Source organism: Pseudomonas migulae NBRC 103157 (assembly GCF_002091715.1).
Classification (GTDB): Bacteria; Pseudomonadota; Gammaproteobacteria; order Pseudomonadales; family Pseudomonadaceae; genus Aquipseudomonas; species Aquipseudomonas migulae_A.
On sequence record NZ_BDAG01000015.1, the window covers coordinates 79,675 to 95,697 of the forward strand.

Below are 16,023 nucleotides of genomic sequence, written 5' to 3' on the forward strand. Positions count from 1 at the left end.
TCGATCATGGCCCAGAGTCGGGCAGGGCGTCTGGCGCCGGTGGTCGATATGGCCGAGAAGGCCGAGAAAACCGCCGTCCAGCGATTGGGCCATTTTCAGGGTCAGGTTCGCTTGGCTGAAAGCAAGCTCGCCGACCTCGAGGCTTTTCGTCTCGACTACCAGGAGCAGTGGATCATTCGCGGCAGCAGCGGCGTTTCGGGCCAATGGTTGCTGGGGTATCAGGGTTTTCTTGCGCAACTGGGCGTCGCCATCGATCAGCAGCGGCAAAGCCTGGCGTGGCATCAGAACAATCTGAACAAGGCGCGGGACACCTGGCAGCAGGCGTTTGCCCGGGTCGAAGGCTTGCGCAAGCTGGTCCAGCGCTACGCCGACGAGGCGCGGCAGCTGGAAGACAAGCGCGAGCAGAAGCTGCTGGACGAATTGTCTCAGCGGTTGCCCCGTGAGAGTCCGTATTGAGTCAGTGAAACCGCGTTATCGTTCTTCGCGGGCAAGCCCGCTCCCACAGTTTTCGCGTCGATCGCAATTTCTGTGAACGACACAAAACCTGTGGGAGCGGGCTTGCCCGCGAAGGCGTACTCAAAAACTCCACAACTCCCAACCTTGCCCCCGTCTGCGCCAAGTGCTAAACCTTGTACACGTACGTTCGCCAATGACAAGGAAGCCGTTCAATGTCAGTCGTTACAGAAGTATCTTCGGATGGAAAAAAACTGACGATTTCGATCGAGGGACGATTCGATTTCGGTCGGCATCATGAGTTTCGCGAGTCCTACGAGCGACTCGACTATAAACCCGAGTCCATTGTGGTTGACCTGAAGAAAGCCACTTATCTCGATAGTTCTGCACTGGGCATGCTGCTCTTGCTGCGTGATCACGCCGGTGGCGACAGTTCCGATATTCGCGTCGTCAACAGCAGTTCCGATGTGAAGAAAATCCTCGCCATTTCCAACTTCGACAAGTTGTTCGACATTAGTTGATCATGCAGCTCGAACCACTGACGATCCTGATCGCTGAAGACAGCGCGGCCGATCGCATGCTGTTGTCGAGCATCGTCCGCCGTCAGGGCCATGAAGTATTGACGGCGGCCAATGGTGCCGAAGCAGTCGAAGCGTTTCGCCAGCAACGACCGCAACTGGTCTTGATGGACGCCATGATGCCGGTGATGGACGGTTTCGAGGCTGCACGGCAGATCAAGGCGCTGGCTGGGGAAACCCTGGTACCGATTATCTTCCTGACCTCGCTGACTGAAAGCGAGGCGCTGGCCCGCTGTCTGGAGGCCGGCGGCGACGACTTTCTGGCAAAGCCCTACAACCAGGTGATCCTCGCCGCCAAAATCAAGGCGATGGACCGCTTGCGGCGGTTGCAGGCCACTGTGCTGAAGCAGCGAGACCAGATCGCCCGGCATCACGACTACCTGCTCAACGAACAACGTGTGGCCAAGGCCGTGTTCGATAAGGTCGCCCATTCCGGCTGCCTGAACGCCCCCAATATCCGCTACCTGCAATCGCCCTATGCGCTATTCAACGGTGACCTGTTGCTGGCGGCATTTACCCCGGCCGGCGACATGCACGTGCTGCTCGGCGATTTCACCGGCCATGGGTTGCCGGCCGCCGTCGGGGCCATGCCGCTGGCAGAAGTCTTCTATGGCATGACCGCCAAGGGCTATGGCCTGTCGGAAACCCTGCGCGAGATGAACGCCAAGCTCAAGCGCATCCTGCCGGTGGACATGTTCTGTTGTGCAACGCTGCTATGCCTGAGTTTTCAGCGACGCTCGGTGGAAGTCTGGAACGGCGGAATGCCGGACGGTTATCTGCACAACATTGCGAGCGGCGAGCGCACACCGCTGACGGCCCGGCATTTACCGCTCGGCGTACTGAATCCGCAGACGTTCGATGACCGTACCGAAGTGTTTCCGATGGCGGTCGGGGATCGGGTCTTCCTGTTGTCTGATGGGGTGATCGATACTTGCGACGCCAAAGAACAGTTGTTTGGTGTCGAGCGGCTGCAACAGGTGTTTGCGGCCAACCGTCAGCCTGACCAGCTCTTTGAAGAGATCGAGCAGGCGCTGCAGGATTTTCGCGGCGAGGCCCGCGATGATGTCAGCATGGTCGAAGTCAGCCTGCTCGAAGCGGCGCAGCTGATACCGCCGCCCTTGGTCTATTCCGATAGCGGCCAGTCCTGCCCGCTGGACTGGTCGGTGAATTTCGAGTTCCGTGCCGCCACCCTGAAACGCTTCAATCCGCTGCCGTATCTTTTGCAGTTGCTGTTGGAGGTCCATGGTTTGCGTGCGCAGAGCGGGGCGCTCTACAGTGTGCTCGCGGAGCTGTATTCCAATGCGCTGGAGCACGGCGTGCTGGGGCTGGATTCGAGCCTGAAACGCGATGCTTCGGGTTTTACCCGCTATTATCAGCAGCGCAATGCACGTCTGGATGAGCTGCAGGACGGCTATGTCCGGGTGCATTTGCAGGTTGCGCCAAAGGACGGCGGCGGTTGCCTGACGATTCGGGTCGAAGACAGTGGCAAGGGTTTTGATGTCGAGCGAGTGATGGCGCGCCCTGTCGATGGCATCCGTCTGTCGGGACGTGGCGTCAGTCTGATCCGCCAGCTGAGCCGGAACGCCAGTTGGTCCGACGAAGGTCGAAGCGCCCGCGTGGAATTTTTCTGGGAGGCTCTGGCATAATCCGCGCATTCTTGATCAAGGAGTGAGCAAGTGGCTGACACACATCTGGATCGCGACGTGCTGAGCGCGTTGCAAGAGGTCATGGAGGATGAGTATCCAATGTTGCTGGGTACTTTTCTTGCCGATTCCGAAGAGCGCTTGAGTAAGTTGCACAGCGCTGGCGATGCCGAGACGCTCGGTGCCACGGCGCACAGTTTCAAGGGCAGTTGCAGCAACATGGGCGCCGTGCGCCTGGCCAAGCTGTGCCACGATCTCGAGCAGTGCGCCATGCAGAAGAATTTTCTGGAAGGCATCGAGAAACTGGTCGGAGAAATTGATGGCGAATTCGCGATTATCCGTCCCCTCTACGAAGCAGAGCGCCAGCGCTCTCTCGCTGACAGTGCGGCCGTCCGGCGCTTTTAACGCAGCTTGATAGAAACTGGCTCAACCCTTGCAGGTATCACCGCAACTGTACCTACGATCCCAGTGCAGCGGAGACCGTTTCATGCCCGTTACCCCCAATATTCTTCTTCAGGCCGCCGCGCAGGCCAAGACTCAAGCCGCCTCCGCCAATACACCGGCGCTGTCCGCTGAGCCCGGGGACAAGGCGTCCAGCTTCGCTCAGGTTTACGCCACTCAGGCCCAGAACAAACCCTCTGCGGCCCCTGATGGATCGGTGAAGCCGGCGCGTGATAAATCCCCGGACAGCCCCGATAAAAAGAGCGTCGGCAACGACAAGTCTGCCGCCCCGGAACCGACGGTTGCCGATAGCGGCAAATCCTTGCCCGTCGATAAACCGGCGCCGAGCGACGACAAGGTCGCCAACGAGGATGTCCCCGAAACGCCGGTGGCCGACACTGCACCCGTCGATCCGACCCTCGATCCTTCATTGCTGCCAGAGTTGCAACCCGTCGTGACGGCGCCTGTTGCGGAGGCGCCCCCTGTGGTCGTCACTCAGCAACCGCCAGTGGAGATTGCTGTCGCTCCTGCAGTGACGACGACGGCGCAGGCTCCTGTTACGGCGGCGGATAGCGATTTCGATCCCGAGGCTGATCCTCTCGATGCTCTCCCGGCTGTGCGCATGGCCATGGAGCAGGGCGGCCATATTTCGGCTTCCAGCCAGGCACAGCCCAAGGCTGCGCCGACGCCGACGCCAGCCCAGATCCAGGCTGATGGCGAGCCTACCTCGGCACAGAACTTTGCCGCCGGTATGGCGGGCATGCTCGATGTGCAGGCAGACAAGGACAGTACCAGCCAGGGGGGCGAGAAAGCGTTCAGTGGGTTGATCGATGACGGCCTCAAGGATTTGAAGTCTGCCACCAGCGATACCCGTGTTGATGACTTCGCCAATCGCCTGGCAGCTCTGACCCAGGCCGCCACGCCGAAAACCGCCAATGCCGTGCCGGTGAATCAGCCGATTGCCATGCATCAGAGCGGCTGGACCGAAGAAGTGGTGAACCGGGTCATGTACCTGTCCAGCGCCAACCTGAAGGCGGCCGACATCCAGTTGCAGCCTGCTGAACTGGGGCGCCTGGATATTCGGGTGAACATGGTCCCGGACCAGCAGACCCAGGTGACCTTCATGAGTGCGCACCCAAGCGTTCGCGAAGCGCTGGATGGCCAGATGCATCGCTTGCGAGACATGTTCGCGCAACAGGGGATGGGTCAGGTTGACGTCAACGTCTCCGACCAGTCCCGTGGCTCTCAGCAAGGTCAGGACCAGGCCCAACAAAGTCAGGGTGGACGCACCAATGCCAGTGGCGGTCGTCTCGACGGCATGGATGAAGAGCTCGCGCCGACGGTTGCCGAAGTGGCGGCCAGTGCGACCAGCGTCATCGGCTCCAGCGCGGTTGACTACTACGCCTGATCCAGCGCAAAACCCTTGTGGGAGCGGGCTTGCTCGCGAATACGGTTGAACATTCAGCATTGATGCTGGCTGTCAAACCGCGTTCGCGAGCAAGCCCGCTCCCACATCAGGTTTGCGGTGTTTTCAAAATTTCGCTTGGTCCCATCCATTCTCCCTCCGACACTTCTGGCATAACACTTGCTCTTGCCTTGCCGTGCGACTGTGAAAACCCGAATAGTGACGGATTATTGGCATGGCGAAGAGCGAAGCAGCAGTAAAAGACCCCGCAACCAAAGGCAAAATCAAGCTGATCATTTTGATCGTGGTGGCCCTGCTGCTGGCGATCGGCTTGTCCGTGGGAGCGACCTGGTTCTTCATGCACAGCGCCCAGAGCAAACCTGCCGCCGCGGCTGAAGTTGCCCCGGTCGGCAAGCAGCCAGCGATTTTCGAGCCCATGGCGCCGGCCTTCGTGGCCAATTACAACCAGAACGGCCGTCAGCGCTACATGCAGGTGAGTATCACCATGCAGGGTCGCAATCAGGCCGATCTGGAAGCGCTCAAAGTCCACATGCCGGTGATCCGCAATAACCTCGTCATGCTGTTCTCCGGGCAGGATTTCGCGACCCTGGCGTCGCCGGTCGGTCAGGAAATGCTGCGTCAGAAGGCGACGGCCAGCGTGCAGGAAGTGGCGCAGAAAGAGCTCGGCAAAGTAGTCATCGAACAGTTGCTTTTCACTAATTTCGTACTGCAGTAGGAACACGACATGGCCGTGCAGGACCTGCTGTCCCAGGATGAAATCGATGCGCTGTTGCATGGCGTCGATGACGGTCTGGTACAGACCGATACCGCTGCCGAGCCCGGCAGCGTCAAAAGCTACGACCTGACCAGTCAGGATCGCATTGTCCGCGGACGCATGCCGACCCTGGAAATGATCAACGAGCGTTTTGCCCGCTACACCCGCATCAGCATGTTCAACATGCTGCGCCGCTCGGCGGACGTTGCGGTCGGTGGCGTGCAGGTGATGAAGTTCGGCGAATACGTCCACTCGCTGTACGTGCCGACCAGCCTCAATCTGGTCAAGATCAAACCGCTGCGCGGTACTGCGCTGTTCATCCTCGACGCCAAGCTGGTGTTCAAACTGGTGGACAACTTCTTTGGCGGCGACGGCCGTCACGCGAAGATCGAAGGGCGTGAATTCACTCCCACCGAACTGCGTGTGGTGCGCATGGTGCTGGAGCAGGCGTTCGTCGATTTGAAGGAAGCCTGGCAGGCGATCATGGAAGTGAATTTCGAGTACATCAACTCGGAAGTGAACCCGGCCATGGCCAACATCGTCGGCCCGAGCGAAGCCATTGTCGTGTCGACGTTCCACATCGAACTCGATGGCGGTGGCGGTGACCTGCACGTGACCATGCCGTACTCGATGATCGAACCGGTGCGCGAAATGCTCGACGCCGGCTTCCAGTCGGACCTCGATGATCAGGACGAGCGCTGGGTCAATGCCCTGCGCCAGGACGTGCTGGACGTTGACGTGCCGATCGGTGCCACGGTTGCCCGTCGCCAGCTGCGCCTGCGCGACATTCTGCACATGCAGCCGGGGGACATTATCCCGGTCGAGATGCCGGAAGAAATGATCATGCGCGCCAATGGCGTGCCTGCGTTCAAGGTCAAGATGGGCTCGCATAAAGGCAACCTCGCGTTGCAAGTGATCGAGCCGATCGAGCGCCGTTAAGCGGCGCTGCTCCCCATTCGCTATTAACTGACGGCAGCCCGTTGAAAGGGGTGCCCGCCGAGGACACATGATGGCTAACGACATGAATACCCAGGACGACCAGGCGCTGGCCGATGAATGGGCTGCGGCCCTGGAAGAAACCGGCGACGCCGGGCAGGACGACATCGACGCCTTGCTGGCCGCCGACGCCGCGAGCTCGCCGTCCAACCGTCTGCCGATGGAAGAGTTCGGCAGCGTGCCGAAGAACAACGATCCGGTCACGCTGGACGGTCCGAACCTCGACGTGATCCTCGACATCCCGGTGTCGATTTCCATGGAAGTGGGCAGCACCGACATCAACATCCGCAACTTGCTGCAACTCAACCAGGGTTCGGTGATCGAGCTTGATCGTCTGGCGGGTGAACCGTTGGACGTGCTGGTCAACGGCACGCTCATCGCTCACGGTGAAGTGGTAGTGGTCAACGAGAAGTTCGGCATCCGCCTGACCGACGTGATCAGCCCAAGCGAACGTATCAAGAAGCTGCGCTGAGTGAAAAAGGTTCTGGGGTTTGTGCTGGCGTTGCCGTTCAGTGTGCTTGCGGCCGAGCCGGTGGCGACTGCTGCCTCGGCACCTGCTGTCAGCAGTGGTGTGGCGGGGCAATTGACGCAGCTGGTGCTCGGTTTGCTGCTGGTGCTGGGGTTGATCTTCTTCCTCGCCTGGCTGTTGCGCCGGGTCCAGCAGGCTGGGCCGGCCGGCAAGGGGCAGGTGATCGAATTGATCGGCTCCCGCGCGTTGGGCCCGCGTGACCGTTTGATACTGGTGCAGGTTGGCAACGAGCAGATTCTGCTCGGCTTGAGCCCCGGCACCATCACCGCCTTGCATGTGCTCAAGGAACCGGTGCAGGTGCCGGTCACCGAGAAAGCGACCCCGGAGTTTGCCCAGCGCCTGATGGAGCTGATGGGCAAGGATCAGAAGGATAAGAAGTAATGGGTGCGCTACGCATCATCTTGACGCTGGCCCTGATGCTGGCTGCGCCACTGGCCATCGCCGCCGATCCGTTGTCGATCCCGGCGATCACCCTGGGCACCAATGCCCAGGGCGCTCAGGAATACTCGGTCAGCCTGCAGATCCTGCTGATCATGACCGCGCTGAGTTTCATTCCGGCGTTCGTCATGCTGATGACCAGTTTCACCCGGATCATCATCGTCTTCTCGATCCTGCGTCAGGCCCTGGGCTTGCAGCAGACGCCGTCCAACCAGATTCTTACCGGCATGGCGTTGTTCCTGACGCTGTTCATCATGGCACCGGTGTTCGACCGGGTTAACCAGGATGCCTTGCAGCCTTATCTGGCGGAAAAACTCACCGCGCAAGATGCCGTGGCCAAGGCCCAGGTGCCGATCAAGGATTTCATGCTGGCCCAGACGCGCAGCAGCGATCTTGAGCTGTTCATGCGCCTGTCCAAACGCACCGACATCGCGACACCGGACCAGGCGCCACTGACCATCCTGGTGCCGGCCTTCGTCACGTCTGAGCTGAAGACCGCGTTCCAGATCGGTTTCATGATCTTCATTCCGTTCCTGATCATCGACCTGGTCGTGGCCAGTGTGCTGATGGCCATGGGTATGATGATGCTCTCGCCACTGATCATTTCCCTGCCGTTCAAGATCATGCTCTTCGTGTTGGTGGATGGTTGGGCATTGATCATCGGTACGTTGGCCAGCAGCTTCGGCGGTGTCTCGCCATGACGCCGGAAGTTGCGGTAGACATCTTTCGTGAAGCGCTCTGGCTGACCACCATGATGGTCGCGTTGCTGGTGATTCCCAGTTTGCTGGTGGGGCTGTTGGTGGCGATGTTCCAGGCTGCCACCCAGATCAACGAGCAAACCTTGAGCTTTCTGCCGCGTCTGCTGGTAATGCTGGTGACGTTGATCGTCGCCGGTCCGTGGATAGTGCAGACCTTCATGGAATACATCCTGCAGTTGTACGGCAGTATTCCTCGGGTCATCGGCTAAGCCATGTCACTGCTGCAGCTGACCGACACCCAGATCAGTACCTGGGTCGCTTCGTTCATATTGCCGCTGTTTCGCATCGGCGCCGTCCTGATGACCATGCCGATCTTTGGCACGACCCTGGTGCCCAAGCGTGTGCGATTGTATTTCGCCCTGGCAATCACAGTGGTTGTCGTGCCGGGCCTGCCACCGATGCCGCAGGTTCATGCGCTGGACCTGAGCGCACTGCTGCTGATCGCCGAACAGATCATTATCGGCGCATTGATGGGGCTCTCGCTCCAGCTGTTTTTCCAGGCGTTTGTCGTCGCCGGGCAGATCATTTCGATTCAGATGGGGATGGGGTTCGCCTCGATGGTCGACCCTGCCAATGGTGTGTCGGCGGCGGTCATCGGGCAGTTCCTGACGATGCTCGTGACCCTGCTGTTTCTCGGCATGAACGGGCATCTGGTGGTTTTCGAAGTGCTCACGGAGAGCTTCACCACCATGCCGGTGGGCAGTGCAATGCTGATCAACCACTTCTGGGAACTGGCCAACAAGCTGGGTTGGGTGCTGGGGGCGGCGATGCTCCTGGTAATGCCGGCGATCACAGCGTTGTTGGTGGTTAACATCGCCTTCGGTGTGATGACGCGGGCGGCGCCGCAGTTGAATATTTTTTCCGTCGGTTTCCCCCTGATCCTGGTACTGGGGCTGGTGATTTTCTGGGTCAGTCTCGGCGACATTCTCAATCAGTATCAGCCGTTGGCTACCGAGGCTCTGCAACTGTTACGTGACATGGCGCAGGCGCGCTAGCCATGGCCGAAAGCGAGAGCGGTCAGGATAAAACAGAAGATCCCACGGAGAAACGCAAAAAAGACTCCAGGGACAAGGGCGAGATCGCGCGCTCCAAAGAACTCAATACCCTCGTAACCATGATGGCGGGCGCCGGGGGGGTGTTGATCTACGGTGGTGGAGTGGCGCTGGATCTGCTGGAAATCATGCGCCTGAACTTTTCCCTGCCGCGGGAGGTGTTGCTTGATCCCGGGCAGATGAGCCAGTACCTGCTGCATTCGGGAAAGATCGCCATTCTGGCGGTCCAGCCGATATTGCTGTTGCTTCTGCTGGCGGCGTTTCTCGGGCCGATTTCCCTGGGCGGCTTTTTGTTCGCCGGCGGGAGCCTTGCGCCTAAATTCAGTCGGATGAACCCCGCCGCGGGGCTCAAGCGGATGTTCTCCAGTACGGCCTTGATCGAGTTGCTCAAGGCGCTGGCAAAATTTCTGCTGATTCTGTTTGTTGCATTGTCCGTCCTGCGCGCGGACATCGATGACTTGTTGCGCATTGCCCACGAACCGCTGGAGCGGGCGATCCTCCACAGCGTTCAACTGGTGGGATGGAGCACATTGTGGATGGCGTGCGGGCTGATTCTGATTGCGGCGGTGGATGTCCCGGTGCAGCTTTACCAGAGCCATAAAAAACTGCTGATGACCAAGCAGGAAGTGCGCGACGAGCACAAGGATCAGGATGGGAAGCCGGAGGTCAAACAGCGGATTCGCCAGTTGCAGCGCGAAATGTCCCAGCGGCGGATGATGGCGGCGATTCCCGAGGCCGACGTGGTGATTACCAACCCGACTCACTACGCCGTGGCGCTCAAGTACGATGCGGAAAAAGGTGCTGCGCCGGTGCTGCTGGCCAAGGGTAGCGACTTCCTGGCTTTGAAAATCCGCGAGATCGCCGTGGCCAATGAAGTGTTGTTGCTGGAGTCTCCGGCCCTGGCGCGTTCGATTTACTACTCCACCGAGCTGGAGCAGGAAATTCCCGGTGGGTTGTATCTGGCAGTCGCCCAGGTATTGGCCTACGTCTATCAGATCCGCCAGCACCGCGCCGGCAAGGGCAAGCGTCCTGAGCCACTCAAGGGTGACCTGCCGATTCCACCGGATCTGCGGCGCGATTCCTGAGTTTTTTGCGCTGGCCATGCCGACGCCTTCGCGGGCACAGGCAGCACAATCCCCCCGATAAACCCCTCTGTTTCAAACCTCGGCAAAAGTTGGAAGGCTTCTTGCAGTAGCCGCTCTGCGCCTGCTTCGGGCGTCAAAAGTTTGCTTTAAAGTAACGGGGAAAACCGGTGGATCGCTCTCAGTTTATCAACAGTGCCCGCACAAACGTCGCCGACCTGAGTCGGGGCAATCTGGGTGTGCCATTGTTGCTGCTGGTCATGCTGGCCATGATGATGCTGCCGGTGCCGCCGTTCCTGCTGGACGTGTTCTTCACCTTCAACATTGCGCTGTCGATTGTCGTGCTGCTGGTCTGTGTCTACGCCCTGCGGCCGCTGGATTTCGCGGTGTTCCCGACCATTCTGCTGGTGGCGACGCTGATGCGACTGGCGCTGAACGTGGCCTCCACGCGGGTGGTGATGCTCCACGGCCAGGACGGCCATGCCGCCGCCGGTAAGGTGATCCAGGCCTTCGGTGAGGTGGTGATCGGTGGTAACTACGTGGTTGGTATCGTGGTCTTCGCGATTTTGATGATCATCAACTTCGTCGTGGTGACCAAGGGTGCCGGGCGAATTTCCGAGGTGAGCGCGCGTTTCACCCTCGATGCGATGCCCGGCAAACAAATGGCGATCGACGCCGACTTGAACGCCGGCCTGATCGATCAGAACCAGGCCAAAATGCGTCGGATGGAAGTGGCCCAGGAGGCCGAGTTCTACGGTTCCATGGACGGTGCCAGCAAATTCGTACGCGGCGACGCCATCGCCGGCTTGCTGATTCTGTTCATCAACCTGATCGGCGGCATGGCGGTCGGCATTTTCCAGCACGGCATGACCTTCGGTGATGCCGGCAAGGTTTACGCGTTGCTGACCATCGGTGACGGTTTGGTGGCGCAATTGCCATCACTGTTGTTATCGACAGCCGCCGCGATCATGGTGACCCGAGCTTCCGGTTCGGAAGACATGGGCAAGCAGATCAATCGCCAGATGTTCGCCTCGCCGAAGGCGCTGGCTGTGGCGGCGGGTTTGATGGCGGTCATGGGCCTGGTGCCCGGCATGCCGCACTTCTCCTTCCTGAGTATGGCGGCCCTCGCAGCCGGCGGCGCGTACCTGTTCTGGAAGAAGCAGAACACCGTCAAGGTTCAGGCCTTGCAAGAGGTCAAGCGTCAGCAGGAGCTGCTGCCATCGCCGACCCGCGCTCAAGAAACCAAAGAGCTTGGCTGGGACGATGTGACGCCGATCGACATGATTGGCCTGGAAGTCGGCTATCGCCTGATTCCACTGGTGGATCGCAATCAGGGTGGTCAGTTGCTTGCACGTATCAAAGGCGTACGCAAGAAGCTGTCCCAGGACCTGGGCTTCCTGATGCCGACGGTGCATATCCGTGACAACCTCGACCTCGCGCCAAGCGCCTATCGACTGACCCTCATGGGGGTGATCCTGGCCGAAGCGGAGATTTATCCGGATCGGGAGCTGGCGATCAATCCGGGTCAGGTCTACGGTTCGCTCAACGGCATCACCGCCAAAGATCCGGCTTTTGGGCTGGAAGCGGTCTGGATCGAAATCAGCCAGCGTGCGCAGGCACAATCCCTCGGTTACACCGTGGTCGATGCCAGTACAGTAGTGGCAACCCACTTGAACCAGATTTTGTACAAGCACTCCAGTGAGCTGATCGGCCATGAAGAAGTGCAGCAACTCATGCAGTTGCTGGCCAAAAGCTCCCCTAAACTGGCCGAGGAGCTGGTGCCGGGCGTGGTGTCGTTATCGCAGCTGCTCAAGGTGCTCCAGGCGTTGCTGGCCGAACAGGTGCCCGTACGGGACATTCGCAGCATCGCCGAAGCGATCGCGAACAATGCGGCCAAGAGTCAAGATACTGCCGCGCTGGTGGCCGCCGTACGCGTCGGCGTATCCCGTGCAATCGTCCAAAGCATTGTAGGGACTGAGTCGGAGCTGCCAGTTATCACTCTTGAGCCAAGGTTGGAACAAATATTGCTCAATAGTCTTCAGAAGGCGGGACAAGGCTCGGAAGAGGGCGTTCTGCTGGAGCCAAGCATGGCTGAAAAACTGCAACGCTCGTTGATCGAAGCGGCGCAGCGTCAGGAAATGCAAGGTCAACCGGTGATTCTGCTGGTGGCCGGTCCGGTTCGCGCGATGCTGTCGCGATTTGGCCGACTCGCAGTCCCGGGTTTGCATGTGTTGGCTTACCAGGAAATCCCTGACAACAAGCAAGTGACCATCGTTGCGACAGTAGGGCCCAACGGCTGAGGTAGTGGTTTATGCAAGTTAAGCGTTTTTTCGCCGCCGATATGCGTCAGGCCATGAAACTGGTTCGTGATGAGCTGGGCGCTGATGCCGCCATCATTGGCAACCGCCGCATCGCCGGTGGTGTCGAGCTGACGGCTGCCCTCGATTACAAACTGTCGGCGCTGGCCCCGCGTGTTCCGAACATGGAGCTCGAGGACGAGCTGCGCAAGACCCAGTCGCGGATCGTCACCGCCCAGGCCGAACTGAGCCTGCGCAGCGAAGGCGAGAGCGACAAGTCCACCAATCGCCAGTTGTTCGCCGGCCTGCCACTCACCGCCGCCGAACCGTTGATCGAACCGACTTACACTGAACCCCGTCGTGCAGCGCCGGCCCCCGCGCCAGCCTCCAGCGGTGTCGATCCGCGGGCTTTCGATTCGATGCGTTTCGAACTCAACAGCCTGCGCGAACTGATGGAAGTACAACTCGGCTCTCTGGCCTGGAACCAGCTGCAAGGCAGCCGTCCGGCCCAGGCCAACCTTTGGCGTCGTCTGCAGCGCATCGGTTTGTCCGGCCCGTTGTCCCGTGATCTGCTGGAAATGATTACCGGCATTGACGAACCCCGTCAGGCCTGGCGCATGTTGCTGGCGCACCTGGCGCGGATGATCGCCACACCGGAAGTCGAGCCACTGGAAGAGGGCGGTGTGATTGCCATGGTCGGTCCTGCCGGCATGGGCAAGACCACCACGCTGGCCAAGCTCGCGGCCCGTTACGTGCTCAAGTACGGCGCGCAGAACATCGCGCTGGTCAGCATGGACAGCTACCGTATCGGCGCTCAGGAACAACTCAAGACCCTGGGCCGGATCCTCAACGTGTCGGTCACCCACGTCGACCCTGGCCAGTCCCTGGTGCAGGCGCTGGATCCGTTGCTGCGCAAGCGTGTGGTGCTGATCGATACCGCCGGTCTTCAGGCCAGCGATCCGGCACTGCGCATGCAGCTCGAAAGCCTGGCCGGTCGTGGCATCAAATCAAAAAATTATCTGGTTCTGGCAACCACCAGCCAGAAACAGGTTCTAACCGCCGCTTATCACAGTTACAAGCGCTGCGGGCTCGCTGGCTGCATCCTGACTAAACTGGATGAAACGGCAAGCCTTGGCGAGGTGTTGAGCCTGGCAATCAGTCATGAATTGCCGGTGGCTTACCTGACCGATGGACCGCGGATTCCGGATGATTTGCATCTGCCGCGTCGTCATCAGCTGGTGAGCCGCGCCGTCAGCGTGCAAATGCAGGAAGAACCCAGCGAAGAAGCCATGGCTGACATGTTCGCTGATATTTACCACAGTCCGACCAAGCAGGTTGGCTGAGGTATTAATGAACAGTTTTTGTACCTACATCGATGGTCTGCCATGCATTGTTCCGTTTGTGAACGCGCAGCCAGTAATGTGGCCTCCGTCTATGCAAGACAAGGTAAAGAAATAACATGGGCAGCATGCATCCCGTACAGGTGATCGCGGTGACCGGCGGCAAAGGTGGCGTCGGGAAGACTAACGTGTCAGTGAACTTGTCCCTGGCTCTAGCTGAGCTCGGCCGGCGCGTCATGCTGCTGGACGCCGATCTGGGGCTGGCGAACGTCGACGTCCTGCTGGGGCTGACACCCAAACGTACCCTGGCCGATGTCATCGAAGGCCGCTGTGAGCTGCGCGACGTGTTGTTGCAGGGGCCCGGCGGTATCCGCATCGTCCCGGCGGCGTCCGGCACTCAGAGCATGGTGCATCTGAGCCCGGCGCAACACGCCGGCCTGATCCAGGCGTTCAGCGATATCGGCGACAACCTCGACGTTCTGGTGATCGACACCGCTGCGGGCATTGGTGACTCGGTAGTCAGTTTCGTTCGCGCCGCGCAGGAAGTCCTGCTGGTGGTCTGCGACGAGCCGACCTCGATCACCGACGCCTATGCACTGATCAAACTGCTGAACCGCGATTACGGCATGAACCGCTTCCGCGTCCTCGCCAACATGGCCCAGAGCCCGCAGGAAGGGCGCAACCTGTTCGCCAAGTTGACCAAGGTCACGGATCGCTTCCTCGACGTCGCCTTACAATACGTCGGTGCGGTGCCGTACGACGAAAGCGTGCGCAAGGCCGTTCAGAAGCAGCGCGCGGTTTATGAAGCTTTCCCGCGTTCCAAGTGCTCCCTGGCCTTCAAGGCCATCGCACAAAAGGTCGATACCTGGCCGCTGCCTGCCAACCCGCGTGGGCACCTGGAGTTTTTCGTCGAGCGCCTCGTGCAACAAACGGCAGGACCCGTGCTATGACAGCCAGCGGTTACAACCTCTACAAGAAGTCGGCGCGTGACGCGCAGTACGAGCTGATCGAGCGTTACGCGCCACTGGTCAAACGCATTGCTTACCACTTGCTGGCGCGATTGCCAGCCAGTGTTCAGGTCGAAGACCTGATCCAGGCCGGCATGATCGGCCTGCTTGAAGTATCGACCAAATACGACGCCAGCAAAGGCGCGAGTTTCGAGACGTACGCGGGCATTCGAATCCGCGGCGCGATGCTCGATGAAGTCCGCAAGGGGGACTGGGCGCCACGTTCGGTCCACCGCAATACCCGCATGGTCAGCGACGCAATTCGCTCGATTGAAGCTAAAACCGGCCGTGACGCTAAAGATCACGAAGTTGCGGCCGAACTCCAATTGAGTCTCGACGATTACTACGGGATTTTGAACGACACCCTGGGCAGCCGGTTATTCAGTTTCGACGATCTGTTGCAGGACGGCGAACACGAAGGGCTGCACGAGGATGGCGCGAGTGCTCATCTCGAGCCGTCACGCGATCTGGAAGATGAACGCTTCCAGGCGGCGCTGGCGGACGCGATTGCCAATTTGCCGGAGCGTGAGCGACTGGTGTTGGCGCTGTACTACGACGAAGAGTTGAATCTCAAGGAAATCGGTGAGGTCCTGGGGGTCAGCGAATCTCGGGTCAGCCAGTTACACAGCCAGTGCGCGGCCCGTTTGCGGGGGCGTTTGGGGGAGTGGCGAGCGCGCTGAAGGCAGTGTGGGGACACTGCGAACGTGGCTGGTGTGGTGTTGAACTGCGCCGGTCTCGATCTGTTGTGCTCCAGACAGTCATTGAGTGCTTTGCCGGATTGATTGAAATGGCGCGTCCAGGTGCTGGGCGCGTTTAAGACTGCTTGGAGGTCGAATTGGACAAGAACATGAAAATCCTCATCGTTGATGACTTCTCAACGATGCGGCGGATCATAAAAAACCTGTTGCGTGACCTTGGGTTCACCAACACGGTCGAGGCTGACGATGGCATTACTGCCATTCCGGTTCTCAACAGCGGGAGCATCGACTTTCTGGTAACGGACTGGAACATGCCTGGCATGACCGGTATCGATCTGCTGCGTCACGTGCGCGCCGATGAAAAGCTCAAGCACCTGCCAGTGCTGATGGTGACTGCTGAAGCCAAGCGCGAGCAGATCATCGAAGCGGCCCAGGCCGGTGTTAACGGCTATGTGGTCAAACCCTTCACGGCCCAGGCGTTAAAAGAAAAAATCGAGAAGATTTTCGAACGCATCGGTTGAGAAACTGCGC

General features: G+C 59.6%; 18 protein-coding genes. All 18 read left to right on the forward strand.

What is annotated here, in order from left to right:
• The first annotated feature begins 6 nt into the window (after window positions 1-6).
• The 18 genes from fliJ to PMI01S_RS13890 all read left to right on the forward strand — a co-directional run bounded on the left by fliJ (window position 7) and on the right by PMI01S_RS13890 (window position 16,013).
• On the forward strand, window positions 7-456 hold the full coding sequence (gene fliJ, locus PMI01S_RS13805; RefSeq protein ID WP_084320564.1) for a flagellar export protein FliJ: 450 nt from the start codon (window positions 7-9) through the stop codon (window positions 454-456).
• A gap of 212 nt (window positions 457-668) precedes the next feature.
• Window positions 669-974, forward strand: a complete 306-nt coding sequence (locus PMI01S_RS13810) for an STAS domain-containing protein (RefSeq protein ID WP_084320565.1) — start codon at window positions 669-671, stop codon at window positions 972-974.
• A complete protein-coding gene (locus tag PMI01S_RS13815) occupies window positions 974-2,677 on the forward strand; it encodes a fused response regulator/phosphatase (RefSeq protein ID WP_090473964.1) in 1,704 nt (567 codons plus the stop codon). The genes PMI01S_RS13810 and PMI01S_RS13815 overlap by 1 nt, the downstream gene beginning before the upstream one ends.
• A 30-nt stretch (window positions 2,678-2,707) precedes the next feature.
• Window positions 2,708-3,079 (forward strand): Hpt domain-containing protein, encoded by a 372-nt coding sequence (locus tag PMI01S_RS13820; RefSeq protein ID WP_084320567.1) that lies wholly within the window; start codon window positions 2,708-2,710, stop codon window positions 3,077-3,079.
• An 82-nt stretch (window positions 3,080-3,161) separates the two neighbouring features.
• Window positions 3,162-4,523 carry a flagellar hook-length control protein FliK gene (locus tag PMI01S_RS13825; protein WP_084320568.1) on the forward strand — a complete coding sequence of 454 codons (1,362 nt, stop codon included), beginning with the start codon at window positions 3,162-3,164 and terminating at the stop codon, window positions 4,521-4,523.
• A gap of 232 nt (window positions 4,524-4,755) precedes the next feature.
• Complete coding sequence (fliL, locus tag PMI01S_RS13830) at window positions 4,756-5,256, forward strand: flagellar basal body-associated protein FliL (RefSeq protein ID WP_084320569.1); 501 nt, start codon at window positions 4,756-4,758, stop codon at window positions 5,254-5,256.
• A gap of 9 nt (window positions 5,257-5,265) precedes the next feature.
• Complete coding sequence (fliM, locus tag PMI01S_RS13835; protein ID WP_008024584.1) at window positions 5,266-6,234, forward strand: flagellar motor switch protein FliM; 969 nt, start codon at window positions 5,266-5,268, stop codon at window positions 6,232-6,234.
• A gap of 70 nt (window positions 6,235-6,304) precedes the next feature.
• Entirely contained in the window at window positions 6,305-6,763 is a 459-nt protein-coding gene (gene fliN / locus PMI01S_RS13840; protein ID WP_008151080.1) for a flagellar motor switch protein FliN, read from the forward strand.
• A complete protein-coding gene (gene fliO / locus PMI01S_RS13845) occupies window positions 6,764-7,201 on the forward strand; it encodes a flagellar biosynthetic protein FliO (protein ID WP_084320570.1) in 438 nt (145 codons plus the stop codon).
• Window positions 7,201-7,959: a flagellar type III secretion system pore protein FliP gene (fliP, locus tag PMI01S_RS13850; RefSeq protein WP_084320571.1), complete on the forward strand. Its 759-nt coding sequence runs from the start codon at window positions 7,201-7,203 to the stop codon at window positions 7,957-7,959. Before fliO ends, fliP begins: the two co-directional genes overlap by 1 nt.
• The gene (fliQ, locus tag PMI01S_RS13855; protein WP_084320572.1) at window positions 7,956-8,225 is read left to right on the forward strand and encodes a flagellar biosynthesis protein FliQ; all 270 of its coding nucleotides are present in this window, start codon (window positions 7,956-7,958) and stop codon (window positions 8,223-8,225) included. The genes fliP and fliQ overlap by 4 nt, the downstream gene beginning before the upstream one ends.
• Window positions 8,226-8,228: 3 nt before the next feature.
• Complete coding sequence (fliR, locus tag PMI01S_RS13860) at window positions 8,229-9,011, forward strand: flagellar biosynthetic protein FliR (RefSeq protein WP_084320573.1); 783 nt, start codon at window positions 8,229-8,231, stop codon at window positions 9,009-9,011.
• A gap of 2 nt (window positions 9,012-9,013) precedes the next feature.
• Window positions 9,014-10,153 carry a flagellar biosynthesis protein FlhB gene (gene flhB / locus PMI01S_RS13865; protein ID WP_084320574.1) on the forward strand — a complete coding sequence of 380 codons (1,140 nt, stop codon included), beginning with the start codon at window positions 9,014-9,016 and terminating at the stop codon, window positions 10,151-10,153.
• A 167-nt stretch (window positions 10,154-10,320) separates the two neighbouring features.
• On the forward strand, window positions 10,321-12,450 hold the full coding sequence (flhA, locus tag PMI01S_RS13870) for a flagellar biosynthesis protein FlhA (protein ID WP_084320575.1): 2,130 nt from the start codon (window positions 10,321-10,323) through the stop codon (window positions 12,448-12,450).
• Between the two features lie 11 nt (window positions 12,451-12,461).
• Window positions 12,462-13,790, forward strand: coding sequence for a flagellar biosynthesis GTPase FlhF (flhF, locus tag PMI01S_RS13875; RefSeq protein WP_084320576.1), 1,329 nt, complete (start codon window positions 12,462-12,464; stop codon window positions 13,788-13,790).
• A 116-nt stretch (window positions 13,791-13,906) separates the two neighbouring features.
• Window positions 13,907-14,737 carry a flagellar synthesis regulator FleN gene (fleN, locus tag PMI01S_RS13880; protein ID WP_008001746.1) on the forward strand — a complete coding sequence of 277 codons (831 nt, stop codon included), beginning with the start codon at window positions 13,907-13,909 and terminating at the stop codon, window positions 14,735-14,737.
• Window positions 14,734-15,474, forward strand: a complete 741-nt coding sequence (fliA, locus tag PMI01S_RS13885; RefSeq protein WP_007894214.1) for an RNA polymerase sigma factor FliA — start codon at window positions 14,734-14,736, stop codon at window positions 15,472-15,474. The genes fleN and fliA overlap by 4 nt, the downstream gene beginning before the upstream one ends.
• A gap of 167 nt (window positions 15,475-15,641) precedes the next feature.
• The gene (locus PMI01S_RS13890) at window positions 15,642-16,013 is read left to right on the forward strand and encodes a chemotaxis response regulator CheY (RefSeq protein WP_008006721.1); all 372 of its coding nucleotides are present in this window, start codon (window positions 15,642-15,644) and stop codon (window positions 16,011-16,013) included.
• The last annotated feature ends 10 nt before the right edge of the window (window positions 16,014-16,023 follow it).

What these genes read in the sequence shown, in the direction of transcription:
- fliJ (WP_084320564.1), top strand. Translation starts at nt 7, where the DNA reads ATGGCCCAGAGTCGGGCAGGGCGTCTGGCGCCGGTGGTCGATATGGCC.
- PMI01S_RS13810 (WP_084320565.1), top strand. Translation starts at nt 669, where the DNA reads ATGTCAGTCGTTACAGAAGTATCTTCGGATGGAAAAAAACTGACGATT.
- PMI01S_RS13825 (WP_084320568.1), top strand. Translation starts at nt 3,162, where the DNA reads ATGCCCGTTACCCCCAATATTCTTCTTCAGGCCGCCGCGCAGGCCAAG.
- fliL (WP_084320569.1), top strand. Translation starts at nt 4,756, where the DNA reads ATGGCGAAGAGCGAAGCAGCAGTAAAAGACCCCGCAACCAAAGGCAAA.
- fliM (WP_008024584.1), top strand. Translation starts at nt 5,266, where the DNA reads ATGGCCGTGCAGGACCTGCTGTCCCAGGATGAAATCGATGCGCTGTTG.
- fliN (WP_008151080.1), top strand. Translation starts at nt 6,305, where the DNA reads ATGGCTAACGACATGAATACCCAGGACGACCAGGCGCTGGCCGATGAA.
- fliP (WP_084320571.1), top strand. Translation starts at nt 7,201, where the DNA reads ATGGGTGCGCTACGCATCATCTTGACGCTGGCCCTGATGCTGGCTGCG.
- fliQ (WP_084320572.1), top strand. Translation starts at nt 7,956, where the DNA reads ATGACGCCGGAAGTTGCGGTAGACATCTTTCGTGAAGCGCTCTGGCTG.
- fliR (WP_084320573.1), top strand. Translation starts at nt 8,229, where the DNA reads ATGTCACTGCTGCAGCTGACCGACACCCAGATCAGTACCTGGGTCGCT.
- flhB (WP_084320574.1), top strand. Translation starts at nt 9,014, where the DNA reads ATGGCCGAAAGCGAGAGCGGTCAGGATAAAACAGAAGATCCCACGGAG.
- flhF (WP_084320576.1), top strand. Translation starts at nt 12,462, where the DNA reads ATGCAAGTTAAGCGTTTTTTCGCCGCCGATATGCGTCAGGCCATGAAA.
- fleN (WP_008001746.1), top strand. Translation starts at nt 13,907, where the DNA reads ATGGGCAGCATGCATCCCGTACAGGTGATCGCGGTGACCGGCGGCAAA.
- fliA (WP_007894214.1), top strand. Translation starts at nt 14,734, where the DNA reads ATGACAGCCAGCGGTTACAACCTCTACAAGAAGTCGGCGCGTGACGCG.
- PMI01S_RS13890 (WP_008006721.1), top strand. Translation starts at nt 15,642, where the DNA reads ATGAAAATCCTCATCGTTGATGACTTCTCAACGATGCGGCGGATCATA.